Origin of the sequence: Bradyrhizobium sp. 153, assembly GCF_023073835.1 — a bacterium.
Lineage (GTDB): Bacteria > Pseudomonadota > Alphaproteobacteria > Rhizobiales > Xanthobacteraceae > Bradyrhizobium.
Window position 1 is genome coordinate 1 of sequence record NZ_JADPKH010000073.1, and the last position, 13,491, is coordinate 13,491.

General features: G+C 62.2%; 7 protein-coding genes and 3 pseudogenes. 2 read left to right on the forward strand and 8 right to left on the reverse strand.

The annotated features are described in order from the left end of the window. Window positions 1-340: 340 nt before the first annotated feature. A pseudogene (locus tag IVA91_RS16095) lies at window positions 341-1,393 on the reverse strand (IS630 family transposase). A 663-nt stretch (window positions 1,394-2,056) separates the two neighbouring features. Further along, window positions 2,057-2,377: a DUF736 domain-containing protein gene (locus tag IVA91_RS16100; RefSeq protein WP_247278035.1), complete on the reverse strand. Its 321-nt coding sequence runs from the start codon at window positions 2,375-2,377 to the stop codon at window positions 2,057-2,059. A gap of 410 nt (window positions 2,378-2,787) precedes the next feature. On the opposite strand from IVA91_RS16100, the pseudogene IVA91_RS16105 reads away from it, so the two are divergent. Then, window positions 2,788-2,948, forward strand: a pseudogene (locus tag IVA91_RS16105) (DUF736 family protein); the annotation flags it as partial. Between the two features lie 102 nt (window positions 2,949-3,050). Here the strand turns inward: IVA91_RS16105 and IVA91_RS16110 are convergent. The 6 genes and pseudogenes from IVA91_RS16110 to IVA91_RS16135 all read right to left on the reverse strand — a co-directional run bounded on the left by IVA91_RS16110 (window position 3,051) and on the right by IVA91_RS16135 (window position 10,502). Next, entirely contained in the window at window positions 3,051-3,401 is a 351-nt protein-coding gene (locus tag IVA91_RS16110) for a hypothetical protein (protein ID WP_346015498.1), read from the reverse strand. Window positions 3,402-3,540: 139 nt separating this feature from the next. Beyond that, complete coding sequence (locus IVA91_RS16115; protein WP_247458967.1) at window positions 3,541-4,464, reverse strand: DUF2493 domain-containing protein; 924 nt, start codon at window positions 4,462-4,464, stop codon at window positions 3,541-3,543. A gap of 333 nt (window positions 4,465-4,797) precedes the next feature. Then, window positions 4,798-5,859: a toprim domain-containing protein gene (locus IVA91_RS16120; RefSeq protein ID WP_247419224.1), complete on the reverse strand. Its 1,062-nt coding sequence runs from the start codon at window positions 5,857-5,859 to the stop codon at window positions 4,798-4,800. Further along, window positions 5,859-8,159, reverse strand: a complete 2,301-nt coding sequence (locus tag IVA91_RS16125; RefSeq protein ID WP_247458968.1) for a strawberry notch C-terminal domain-containing protein — start codon at window positions 8,157-8,159, stop codon at window positions 5,859-5,861. The genes IVA91_RS16120 and IVA91_RS16125 overlap by 1 nt, the downstream gene beginning before the upstream one ends. Window positions 8,160-8,338: 179 nt before the next feature. Beyond that, a pseudogene (locus tag IVA91_RS16130) lies at window positions 8,339-9,437 on the reverse strand (ParB/Srx family N-terminal domain-containing protein). A gap of 108 nt (window positions 9,438-9,545) precedes the next feature. Continuing rightward, window positions 9,546-10,502, reverse strand: a complete 957-nt coding sequence (locus IVA91_RS16135) for a zincin-like metallopeptidase domain-containing protein (RefSeq protein ID WP_247450356.1) — start codon at window positions 10,500-10,502, stop codon at window positions 9,546-9,548. Between the two features lie 1,036 nt (window positions 10,503-11,538). Between IVA91_RS16135 and IVA91_RS16140 the strand changes: the two genes are divergently transcribed. Then, window positions 11,539-13,401, forward strand: coding sequence for a reverse transcriptase domain-containing protein (locus IVA91_RS16140; protein ID WP_247458969.1), 1,863 nt, complete (start codon window positions 11,539-11,541; stop codon window positions 13,399-13,401). The last annotated feature ends 90 nt before the right edge of the window (window positions 13,402-13,491 follow it).

Consider the following 13,491-nt stretch of genomic DNA (forward strand, 5'->3'; position numbering starts at 1 on the left):
CATCGACGGTCATCCCCATAGCAAGATCGATGATCTCATGCCGTGGCGATTCCGCAAAACGTCAAGCCAGCCTCAATAGGGTCACGGCTAAGCGCTTACCTAAATCCTGCATCTTGGCCACCTTCTTCGATGGATTTCACGCCGCACATGGTCCCGAACTTTCCCGGACAGCGGCCTTGTCATGACGGCACATGCTCGGTCCGATGCAGACAGCCGCGTGCTTTCAGCCTCCCCTCAAGCAAGGACTAAAGCCGAAGCACAAGAGACATGGGCACGGACTTCGAGGTCTGCATCGAGCGGCAGTTCGGCGGAAGGTCCTGTCCTGAACAAGATCGCAACATCACATTGTGTTTGTCGGGGCATTGTACCGGCAGAAGCGTTCGATGAATGGAAGGATGTGATCGGCGGACTTCCTCCATCGGGACGGTTTGGGATGGGCGTTGTGTCGATCAATAAACGAAGTGATGTCTGCCCGGAGGGCGGCGACGCTGCGCCCGCCTGATCTTTTTATCCGGGAGGAGAACGAAGAAAGGCCCGGCCTAGTTGAGCCATGACGAACTGGTCGGGGTCAGGTGCACGTGCCAGCGCTGTCTTTTAGCCATCCATCATTGGATCAGTGCGGACTTATGCGTGGCGTAATTGTCCATGACGAGATGGACCTCGAGCTCGCGCGGCACAGCGGCCTCGATCTCGTCGAGGAACTGACGGAATTTGGCAGCACGGCGACCTCGCTAGCACTTCGCCGTTGGCTCGTGCTGTCGCAATGTCGAGAGCGGCGAACAGCGATGTGGTGCCATGTCTTCTGTAGTCATCCTTCCTTCGGGCCGGCTGGCCGGGACGCATCGGCAGCATGGTGGCTGCGGTCCAGCGCCCGGATTGGGACTTCTCATCCACGCATAGAACGACACGAGCTCCGGCGGCCGGACGTAAAGGCCCACAGCGTCGCGCACTTTGGCCATGAAGTTTGGATCGTGGAGAGCTTGACGGTCTCCGTCGGGTGCGGCTGGAGCCCGAAGGCCGGCCAGATGCGTTGCACGGTCGACACCGACAGGCCGCTGGCTCGCCATGCCGCGGGAACTCCGATGGATGGCGTTCTCAGGGCAACTCTCCAATGTCCTCACGATCGCGGCTTCGATGCGGGCATCCTCAACCGTACGCGGCGCCCGAAGCGTGGCTCGTCGACGCGCCGCTCCACAAAACGCCGCCGCCTACCCTCGACCCCTCAAGGCCCAGCTTGGCCGCCACTTCCTTGTTCTGACCGCCTTCCGCGCAGGTCAGCACGATTCGCGCTCGCAGCGCCAGCACCAGAACCGTCTTCCGCCGCGTCGTCAGCGACTTGTTCGGCACGAACTTCATCGCTCAATGTCAGGGAGGCAAGTTGCCGGAGCGCCATCACATTCTCCGTCCCTGCTACATCCTCCATCTTGGCACAGCGACGCAAATCTAATGCAAATCTACGATTGGGGACTTGTGGCTCGGGACACCGGCCGCGGCGCATTTTTGAACCAAAGGTGATGTTGCTCTCCCTGAATGCGCACTACAGCACACCAACCGTGGGTGCCTGTCTGTTGCTGCCCGATGCAAGATCAGCAGACGGTTGCGCAGCGGCGAGGCAGACGCGCTCCGCACAACTGGGACCAGCATCGGCAAGGCCTCGGTTCCCCAAGAGCCACGTGCCTACAGTGCCGGCAGTGACCACTCATATATGGTGGCCTCGGGAGGCAATCTGAGAACCGGAGAATTGATGTTTCTCGACTGGCTGGCCGACACGCTGGGTGTTCACTTGTGCTGAAGGCTCGGTTCAGCCACCCAGAGGAGCGACAACACCGAAGGGCTGGCCTAAGGTCGCAAGCCGGCGAGCCAGTTCCAAGAAGAAATAGCACTGCTGCGTAAGAGCGACTTTATGACCACCCAAATCGGTAGTGGCACTGCGAGCTCTAGAAGGCGAAATCACGAAAATCGACTGCGGCGATGCAGCGGCGCAGCGTTGATGTTTTCGACTTTAGGCTCCAAAAGGAACCCGCCCGATCAACTCGGGCGGGCTTTAGAGCGAGTCTCACTCGCCGTTCTTGCGCGGCCGCGACCAGAGCAGGGTGTACCCCTCGCCGCCTTCGTCATCGAACAGGTTCGCGTAGATCGGTGCGTTGAAGGAGGGATCGTCGAGCTTGAGCGAGAGGTAGTCGCGGCCCTCCTCGGAGCGCTTCGACCAGGCTGCCCCGATCTCCGCCCGGCCCACGTAGATGCGGTGGCTGGGCGCGTTGTCGCTGGAGCGGTTGGTTTCGGCGACGATGCGGACGCCCTTGGTCTGAAGGCTCAGGGTGACGATCTCGCCGTGAAACTCGTTACCGACTTTCTTGAACGAACCGATATTAGCCATGTTACTTCTCCTGTTTGTGTTTCGAGCCCGCGACCACCGCGGCCTCGATGGCGATCTGAAGCCGAAGACGATCGGCGACGCACCCGCTTGAAGGGCCGGAGCGCAGCGGAGGACGCCGTTGTGGCGACTTTCTTGTCTCGCGAGGAATGGGCGAAGCCCAGGGGAAGAAAGTCGCATCAACGGCGTTGCGGCTCAGACGATCGAGGCGCAGCCGGTCTTGGGCCAGATCAAGCCATCAAAGAGGCCACGTGCGTCGCGTGCTGAACCGCAATAAGCAGAAGACGTGGCATATCTCGGTTCCTCTGAACAAGAGCGGCGAACGATCCGGCGTAGAAAGAGAAACAATCTGCTGCAAAGGGCTGAAGTCCTCTTCGAAGGAATGATCAAGGGGCACGCCGCACCGCTGCAGCTACGTGGGTTGGGCCGAAATGGACGCGGATTGGTCAAGGCACTCCGAGAAGGACTGGCTCCCTGCTCGCGTCCCGATGATCCCTCATTCAACGTACCGATCTACGCGAACCTGTTCGATGATGAAGGCGCAAGGGTCATCCCTTGCGGAGAGTGGCGGTAAGAACTGGCTGGAACCGCTCCACCGCCCGACCTGACTCGAGTGGGCGGGTCTTCGCCAAAACTCTCAAGCGCGTTCATGCCGCGCCGCCGATGCAAACCGCACCTAGGCAAGCGAAGGCCTCGCGCCAAGCCAGCGAAGCCCCCCGATCTGCGAAAGCGCAAACACTGCATCATAGCCGGCGATTGCCGCAGGGACGGCAAATGCGCTTCCGATCGCGACGCGCAAAGTCAAGGACTGACTAGCGGCGATGGCGACCTGACCAGCGGCAAGCGTCAGCGCGCCAGAAGCAATTCCGATGAGCAGTGCACCGAAAACGCCCGCGCCATCACGAAATGCCGACATCCAGACACTGAGTGCGACGAAAAACGGCAAGGCATAGACCGCCAGCGCAAAGGTCAGCCAGCAGAACAAGCCGATGCCGAATGTGTTGAGGACAAGCCGAAGGGCGAGCATGGCGGTGGCTCCAGTGCATAGATATACTGGTCGCGCCTTCCACCACCACCGCGGCGCGGCTTCGGACCTGATATCGAAACGAGGCGGAGTTGCGGCGTGCAACTCCACCCTGCCATCTTAGATGCGAGCAAGACGGCGCTCACGCGCCGCCGAACTTCCAGACGGGAATGCCGAGCCGCTTCGCCTTGTCGGCGAGATTGTCCTGGATTCCAGTGCCGGGGAAGTACATGACGCCGATCGGCAGGAGCCCGAGCATGGCGTCGTTGCGCTTGAACGGTGCCGCCTTGGCGTGCCTGGTCCAGTCGGGCTTGAAGGCGATTTGCGGTACCTTGCGATTGATCGCCCATTTGGAGGCGATGAGTTCGGCGCCTTTCGGGGAGCCGCCATGGACCAGGACCATGTCGGGATGCTTGCCGTGAACCTTGTCGAGGCGATCCCAGATGAGGTGGTGGTCGTTGAAGTCGAGCCCGCCGGTGAGTGCGATCTTGGGTCCTGGCGGCACCAGGACCTCGGTCTCGGCGCGGCGTTTCGCTGCGATGAAGTCGCGGGAGTCGATCATTGCCGCGGTTAGCGTGCGGTGGTTGACCAGTGACCCCGACCGCGGACGCCAGGACGAACCGGTGTGGACTTCAAAGCGTTCGATCGCCTGGTCGCGGAAGAGTTCCAGGCAGTTGCGGCGCTCGATCAGCGTGATGCCTTCAGCCGTGAGGCGCTCGAGTTCGACCGATCGTACTTCGGAGCCGTTCTGCTCGCGCTGGCTCTTGTGCTGCGCCTGCTCGTTGTCGTCGAGCTGGCGTTCGATGCGATCGACGGCACGACGGAACAAGTTGACGGTCGACCAGAGCAGATCGTCAAGGTCCGGCTCGAGCCGCGTGTCGTTCAGGGTCGCGACCAGGGCGTCGAAGATATGGGCCACGGCCCCGGAGATCATCTTGCCTTCGGGAAGCGGTCTCGGGTCAGGCTGGTCGTCGAAGGGACGGTAGCCGAAGAGCTGTAGTTCGGTGAGCACGTGGTCGGTCGGAGAAGAGGCGTGCGGCGGTTCGACGTCGTCATGGTCGGTCATGGAAGGAGGTCCTTTGCCGGGTTTGGCCGCGCCCTTCGCGGCCTTCGTGGCGATCACTCAGACGGCGGGCGGAACAGGCCAGAACCCGAAGGGCCGAAGCGGCAGCGGAGGATGGCGAAGGCCGGCTATTTTGCTTCGCGATGCAAAGCGCGCTGACTAGACATATGACGTGCGTTTCAATTGCCGGCGCGCGGCGGAAAATAGCCGGACGCAGCCATTGCCGGCCCGGGCCGCTTGCCGTCCGATCGCCCTCTAGAAGGCCGAGGTCGCGTCCCCTTCCGGTATTGGCCTCGCCCATGACCGACCTGTCACGGTCGATCGAACCGTCGTGACCTATTCCGCGGGCACCGTCGACGAATGCAAGAAGCGGACGACATCCTCGGGTACGAGCTGAATCCGCAAGGCCGCTCGGAGACCGTCGAGACCGAAGACGTGCAGATCTTCGTTGAAGTCGCCCAGCCGTGGCGACAACGCGATCGCTTCAATGCCGGCGTCTGCTGCGCGCTGGGTCAGAACGGCGAGCACCGTATCACCGGCGGCATCGGCATCGCGAGCGATATAGAGCCGACGCAAGCCAGACGGCAGCAACATGGCTGCGAGGTGGTTAGCCGAAAGCGCAGCGGCCATCGGCATTGTCGGCAACACGTAGCGCAGCGACAGCATGGTCTCGATGCCCTCGCCGGCGGCGAGTATATCGTCCACCACGCCGAAACGAACGGCATTGCCGAGGAGGTCGCCCATCGCGCGTCGTGGCGTATCGATCGGAGCCTTGCCGAGCCGAACGCGATCAAAGCCGACCGGGTCGAGCCAGGTACGGTGTACCCCGGTGATCCTGTCATCGAGATCAGTGACAGAAGCGATCATCGCTGGCCAAGTCTCGATCGGCAGGTGCTCGTCCGGCCGATAGTAGCAGCGCGGGTGGAAACGCAGACTGCCACCATGATGGACGTGAGCTATTCCGCGATTCAGCAAATAGGATTCGACCACGGTCCCCTCGATCGGGCTGGATATTGCAAAGAGCCGACGGGCAGCCTCTTGCGATTTGGCCGGTGCTGCCGGACCGACGGGCCTTGAGAAGAGTTCCGGTTCAGCGCGAGGCAATTTCAGGAAGCGTCTTGCTTCCTCGGCGGTCTCGCGGAAGTCACGCAATCCCAGGCTTTCGCGGATGACGTCGAGGAGATCGCCATGCTCGCCGGTCGCGGCGTCTGTCCATTTGCCGGCAGGCCCCTTCGGCGATTCCTGGAGCCGCACGAACAGCGAGCGCCCCGGGGTGTTGTGGACGTCTCCGACCAGCCAGTACCGCCCTTGCCGCTTGCCGTTGGAGAGATAGTGGCGGCACACCGCCTCGGCCTCACGCGCGAGGCGGCGTGCCAGTTCGATGGCATCGCGGGGCATCAGGCGGCCTCCCGCTCGCTGATGCGCGCGACTGGATACTGCTCAAGCACCTTCGCCAGGATCTCGACGCCGCTCGCGTCGGTGGGCACGAATATGCGCAGCTTCCAGGAGATGATTCCTCCGAAGAGGCCGTAGGCCCGCAAGCGGTCGCGCATCGTGTCGTTGAACCCAGACAGTTCGATGCGGTATGCGCCCATCACCCGGGCACGGCGAAGCTGGAGCCCCTCCGCGAGCTCGAGGACGGTCCGCCCCTCCATCAGCGCGGCGAAGGCCGCGTCCGGCGTCAGTGCCGGCGCGTCAGCCGCAAGGAGGTTCGCGACCCAGGTCGCGGAGACCTTGCGGCCGATGACGCGCTCGCCCGCATCGGTCTGGAGCCGATAGACCCGCGTCGGCTCGTTAGGCAGCCGCTTCCAGATGGGCAGTAGCAAGCCGGCCACGACGTGAATCATGCTTTCCGTGAACTCGGGGACCTCGGCGAGCTCCGCCAGCCAGGCTGCGGCGAAGCCATCACGGTCGGCCTCGACCCAATGGCTTTCCGCCATCATCGTCAAGCGAGCGCGGTGCTGCTCCATGGGGTGGATCAGGCGGACGCGCCGCTCGATCTCGCCGTCATCAAGTATGAAACTCGGAGCCGGGAGCTGTAGGGCGGCACGGCCCGATCGCTCATTGATCAAGAGGACGGCACGATGGTCGGAACGACGAGCAAGAGCATCATCCAGGCTCACCGGATGAGTGCGCTGGCGCTGGGTAATCGTGAGAAGCCGGGTCTCGGCGCCAGTGCCCGGATGGGTATAGATCGTGCTCCGGTCGGTAACGACGAAGCTTTCGGCGCGGAGCGTTTCCAGTCCCAGGTCATAGGTGCCGGATGCGACCGCGCCCTCGATCCGAGCGGCCAAGAGCTGCTCGAACACGGTGAACAGGATGTTCTGAAGTTCGATCGTGAGCGCCAGCAGCCGGTTCAGGAAGGTCGTGATCGGCGGCAGGTCATCCCTGGGCCCGTTGGTATCTGTTAGCTTCAGGCCGGTTGCACCCTCGAATGTCTCAAGTGAGCAGCCGTCGACCTTGCCACGCGCGAGCAGCGTATAGAGCTGGCGCAACGCATCCCGTCCGTACTGGCTTTCGAGATTGTCCTCGGGCCGGAACAGGCCCTGCCCTCCGGTTTGGCGCTGGCCGCGCGTAATCGCTCCCAACGTGTCGAGCCGGCGAGCGATGGTGCTCAAGAAGCGCTTCTCGGCCTTCACGCCGGTCGCAACGGGCCGAAACAGCGGCGGCTGCGCCTGGTTGGTCCGGTTGGTCTGGCCGAGACCCTGGATCGCGGCGTCCGCCTTCCATCCGGGCTCGAGCAAATAGTGGACCCGCAGGCAGCGATTCCTGGCCGACAATTCGGCGTGGTAGCTCCTGCCCGTACCGCCCGCGTCGGAGAACACGAGGATCGCGTAGACAGCGCCATCGATGGCGGCAGAGAACACAACTCGCGCGCGTCCCTGAAGGCGAACGAAGGCATCTCGCCACGCCGGATTGTCCGGCCCGAAGCTTGCACCCGTGATGGCGACCAGACGCCCACCGTCGCAAAGGCGCGCCAAGGCCGAAGCGATGTGCCGGAGCGCCGCGTCCGCCATTCGCCGATCGACATTCGCCAGCGCCGAGAACGGCGGATTCATTAAGACGACGCTAGGTACGAAATCGGCTTCGAGGTGATCATCGATCTGGGCGGCGTCGAACCGGGTGACCTCAACGCCGGCGAACAGGTGATCCAGCAACTCCGCACGGGGTTCGGACAACTCGTTCAATACTAATGCGCCGCCGGCGAGCTCGCCAAAGATGGCGAGCAAGCCGGTGCCCGCAGACGGCTCCAAAACCCAGTCGGAAGGCGTGATGCAGGCCGCGGTACATGCAGCCAGCCTCAGTGGGATCGGCGTCGAGAATTGTTGAAGCGCCTGGCTGTCCTCGGAACGCCGCGTGTGCGTCGGCAGGAGACTGGCTACTCTCGCCAGCATCGGCAACATCGCCGCCGTCGAACCAGCCTTGGTCCCCATCGCCGGACCGAACTTGCGAAGAAATAGAACGGTGGCCGCCTCGCAGGTGTCATAGGCGGTCTTCCAATTCCAGCTACCTGCCGCATCCGAGGCGCCGAAGGCAGCCTCCATGGCGCCACGCAGGACGGCGGCATCGATGCGCCGGCCGCGTTCGAGATCGGTCAAGAGCTGTCGCGCAGCCCTGACTGCAGCGGAGGTGATAGTGGCAGCGGCACGCATCGGGAGCGGCGCGGCGGCAGCGCCGCTTGCGAGAGAGTCGGTCATGGGATTTCTTTCGGAGAGCAGGAACGGGTCGAATCGCCCGGCGCTCTCCTCAAGACCACGGCGATTCAAACCCATCCCGGCCCCACTCTCCCTCTCAGCCTCGGTCATAAGAATGGGGACCGACGCTGTGCATCGGTCCCCGAGCAAGCGCGGGACAGCCGGAGCCAGCCCTTATGCTGTCACTCAGCCGCGTCGAGCTGTTGCGGATGCTCGTCGCTGCGGTTCTCCGGATCCTCCTCGCCAGCGAGGAATTCTGGCAGCGGGCCCGCTTCACCTTCCGGCTCCGCCGAAGACGGGCTGGAATCGTCGAGGCGCAGCGGCTCTGGCAACCAGCCCGAGCCATCCAGGAGACGCTCGGCCTCCTTGGCCATGTCGGCCTTCTTCAGATGGTCGATCAGTTGCGCCGACGACTCGCCCTTGGCTTCCCGCACCGCCTCCAGAATGCGAGGCTTAGTGACGCGGCCGATGTAGTTGTTGACTTCCAGCCAGCCTGCACCATGTCAACTCCGGCAGCGCGCTAGCACGTTGGCCTGGTCGAGACGCGTGCGGACGCCGTGGGCTGAGACGCGACCCTGATTGTAACGATTGGCCGGCTGATAGACGGCGTTGACCGCAAAGGACGCGCAGTGGGCGAACAGCGACGCCTGTGCACCACCATGAGAGCCGTCAGCGCATCCCAGAGATCGTTCTCGCTCTTCGGCAACCGTGCGTTCCAGCCCTCATGCCGCACCTCGACAGCCTTAGCCGAGACGCTTTCCCTCAAGCCCGGAGCTTGAGCAGGAAAGGTTGGCGTGCGCAGCCAAATCTCAAGGCAGCTCCCGGACGAAGCAAACCGGTAAAAGGCCGTCAGCACGAAGTTGTGCAGCACTGCCTGGAACGCGATCGCAGGATTTTCGGCCAGCGCCCGCAATGCCAGCGTACGGTGCGCCGTCAGTTCAATGATGAGCCGATCTAGCAACGGCCTTGCCGGGTCTTCCTCCTCGGCTTCGCGCACGACACACGGAACGACCTGCGTCTTCGCCATGCGCTTTGCTTGACGAGAAGTTCCAGTGCGCGATAACGCCGACCGCCGAACATGCCGGTTTCGTCACCCTCTCCATCGAGTACAGCCCGGACATTTAGGCTCTGCAAGAGAGTGCGCTGCGCAATGCTTTCCGCGAGCTGCTCGATCGAAACGCCCGCTTTCACGCGCCGCACGTTCGACTGGCTGAGCACCAGCTTGTTGAACGGAATGTCGCGCGAGGGTGACAGCGTGATCTTTTGGACAGCCTTGGTCATGTGGATTCTCCACGACGGGCGGCCGGGAGCCTCTCTCTCGGCCTCCAACCCGTCGCGAAAACCGCATCTCCCCTCTCACTCTCGTTTCCGAAGTGACTGGCAAGATCTTTACGCGGCTTCCTGCTCCGCTCTCTCGGTCGTCATGTCGACAACAACTTCCGGCAAGAATCCAAGGAGATAGTCCGCAACCTTGCTGGCTTGTGAAGCAGCTCGCACAATCGCGCGATTGTCTTCTCGCAGCACTTCAAGCCAGGAGCTAATATAGTCGGCGTGCCGCACCGTCGGCACGATACCGAGCGAAGCGCAACTGAACGCAGACGAGATCTCCGCAACCAGTTCCTCAAACGCGTACTTCCTGGTCCCGTAGCCGCCTGACAAGTCGCGGTTGAGACGTGACGGATGGCCGCTGGCATGCGCCAGCTCATGCAGGGCCGTTCGATGCCAATTGATCGGCTCGAAATAGGCTTGCGGTGGCGGCACCTGCACATAATCTTCTGCCGGCACATAGAAGGCGCGATTGCCGCCGATCCGGAAGTCGATGCTAGTCGCCTTGATAAGCTTTTCGACCCGGGGCTCGATCAGGCCTGGCGGCGGAGGCGGTGCCGTCGTTGTGATCTCGGAAGGCAAGCCCTCGCATTGATCACTGTTGAACACCGTGAAACGCTTGAGGAATGCAATGGCCTGCGCTTCCTCACCGTTCTCGCTCGCGCGCCGCTTTTCGTCGGCCGGCACAAAACGATCGGCGTAGACGATGGTCGTGCCGCGCTCGCCCTTGCGGACGTGACCGCCGAGCAACAGCGCCTGGCGAAATGTAAGCCAGCTCTGACCTGTGAATGCGCGCTCGGTTGCGGCCGCCCAGAGGATTAAGATGTTAATGCCGCTATAGTGGCGACCGGTCGCGGCGCTTTTCGGCAAGGCCAATTGCGCCTTCGCCGCCGCGGAGCCCCATGGCTGCACCCACGGCACTCCGCCGGCTTCCAGCTCGGCGATGATCTTGTTGGTGATTTCGTCATAAAGGCTCGCCCGGTCCTCACCGGTGCACGCCCGAGGATAATATCTGGACATCGCGGATCTCCGCGACGGGCGGTGCGAGCCTCTCTCGCAGCCTGTAACCCGTCACGGCAAATCCGCACGACACTCTTACTCTCAGCCTCTCCGCGAGAGAGTGCGAAATCTACGAGGCGGCCCGCCTTCCGTCCATTTCATCATAGGGCTTGGCCTTGACCGCCCAGGGCCGCAGGCCCTGATCAGGCGTGCGCCAACGGCGCATCACCTCAGCGGAAAATGGCACCCGGAGAGCGTGAGCATAGCGACCCGAAGGGGCACGCTGGTCCGAGTGCAGCGACGAGACCGGTTAACAGCGGCACCCGGGAACGGGGCAGTGATAGCGATCGCCGAAGGCGAGCCCCCTTTCCCGAGTGCCCCCGGCGAGGAGCTCCGAAGCTCTTGGCGCGAGGGATCGAAGCCGGGATGGCGTGCGCCGTTGAGGCGTGGAGAAGAAGGGAGTGTTCGAAAGAATGGAGCCTGCTGGTTATGGCTCTTACTTGCCCGGCTTACCGGTGTCGGAAACGACTGAGACTCCGAAAGGAGAACGGGACCAGAGCATGCCGGGAAACGTCTCGAAGTCGGGCGCCGCAGTCCGGTGGAGAGCACAGAGTAAGGTGTGCATGGTGAAAGCTGTATTGCCTGAATCCCAGTTTCCAGTTGCCAAAGGGCTGGCCGTAGCGAACGCGGCTGACACGCTATGCCACGCGGGGCAGATCGCACCGGCCAGTGCGATTTGCCACCAGTCCGCGTGGGACGACCACCATCGGTGGGTCAAGGAGACGAATGGGACACCTAAACACGCCGCAACTTCCCACACACGCAACTACGGGATCGCCTGCAGCAGGCTCTTTCGAGGACCTGTATGGCGACGGAGCCGTCATAGTACCCAAATGCCCGACGTAATGGCCGGGACAGCCGCCGCGAGGCGGACGATCATGCGTATAAGGCCGGGTGACCGGACCGAAAGCGCCTCCGAGCGGGGGAAGGACGATGTCGCTAATAACGGCATTTGCAGTATGCGTAGAAGAAATTCTTCGACGGAGAGGTTCTGCTGATGCGGGCCGCTACCATCCAGAGAAGAATTGAATCACTGCCGACTTTGTCGCGGTCGGGTAAGCGCGCAAATGGCCTTCACCGCCTGATGAGATGTCCGCATCTCTTCGAGCGGGCTTACGAAAAGGTCTCTCGCAACAAGGGAGCCCTAACGCCTGGCGTAGATGGCAAGACCTTCGACGGCATGTCGCTGGCGAAGCTCGCTGACGTCGCCAGGCGGGTAGCAGACGGCACTTATCGCTTCCGGCCAGTCCGGCGGGTTTATATCCCGAAGGACAACGGCAAAACACGACCGCTGGGTATCCCTACGGTGGAAGACCGGCTCGTTCAGGAGGCGGTCAGGATTCTGCTCGAAGCGATCTACGAACCCGTGTTCCTCGATGAGTCGCATGGGTTCCGCCCGGGACGATCCTGTCATACCGCGCTCAAGTCCATCAAGAAGACCTGGACGGGCTGCAAGTGGCTAGTCGAAGTGGATGTACGTGGGTTCTTCGACAACATCGACCATGACATTCTGCTTGGGCTTCTCAAGAAGCGGATCGATGACGACAGGTTCATCGGTCTGATCGAAGGAATGCTCAAAGCAGGCTACATGGAAGATTGGGTCTACGGACGCACTTACAGTGGCACGCCACAGGGCGGCGTTGTCTCGCCCTTGCTCGCCAACATCTATCTGCACGAGCTGGATCAGCACATGCAGATGATGAAGGCGGGCTTCGACAAGGGTCGCGATCGACGTCCATTCCCGCGCTACGCGGCGCTGGAACGGCGCGTCCTTAGTCTCCGCCGGAAAATTGAACGGCTCCGCGCCGAAGGCGCGGATCGGGCCGAGATCGACGCTGCATTCGCGGAGATCAAAGCCGTCAATCAGGAAAGACGGAAAGTGCCTTCCGTCGATCCGATGGACCCCAACTTCAAAAGGCTCCGCTACTGCCGCTACGCCGACGATTTCCTCATCGGCGTGATCGGGAGCAAGCGGGAAGCGTGTGAGATCATGGCTTGCGTCGAACAATTCTTGACGCAGACATTGAAGCTCAGCGTGTCGCCCGAGAAAAGTGGGGTCTACGCCGCTTCAAAGGGAGTGACCTTCCTGAGCTATCGCATCTCGACATACACATCCTATGGGGCTGGACGTAAATCCAACCGCACGGGACCGGATGGACGGACATGGCGCGTGGTACGCCGGCCGACCACCGGCAATGTCAGTTTGCGAGTGCCGCGGAAGGAGGTTACCGCGTTCTGCAAGCGACATGGCTATGGCGATCTCGCCAGAAAAACCGGCCGTGCGCGTGAGCAGTTCTTGGTTACCAGCGATGTCGCAACCGTCCTCGCCTATAACTCAGAGTTCCGTGGTTTTACGAACTACCATTCGTTTGCTGATGACTTCAAGGGCGCCTTGGGGCTGTTGGAGCTTGTTGTGTTCCGCAGCCTCGTGAAGACGCTGGCGATGCGACATCGGACGACGAGAGCGAGAACCATGGCGCGTCTGTGGAATGGTACGGACTACGAGGTTAGCTCCGTGGTCCGTGGTAAGCTTCGCAGGATCAAGCTGTGGAGGCTGAAGCATCTGACCCAAACCTACTGGACGAGTCCTGTGGTCGACAACGTCACAGCAGGGGCGTGGTGGGTCAAAAGCCCAAATGATCTGATCGATCGCCTCAACGCTCGCAGATGCGAGGCATGCGGCGATACGACGGGACCATTTGAGATGCATCACCTCCGCCGCGCAGGAGACCTGCGAAGCGGATCGCTGACGGATTGGAAACGGTCCGGTTGGCGGCGCAAGACCATCGTCCTGTGTCCGTCGTGCCGTGCAACCGTCTCCGGTCGAGAGCATGCGCGTATGGAAAGCCGTGTGCATTGAAAAGTGCCCGCACGGTTTGGGGGGAGGCGTAGGGATATCCTCGTCGAGGTATCCCGCGCCCACCCTACCGAGACGCAAAGCGGCTCGGTT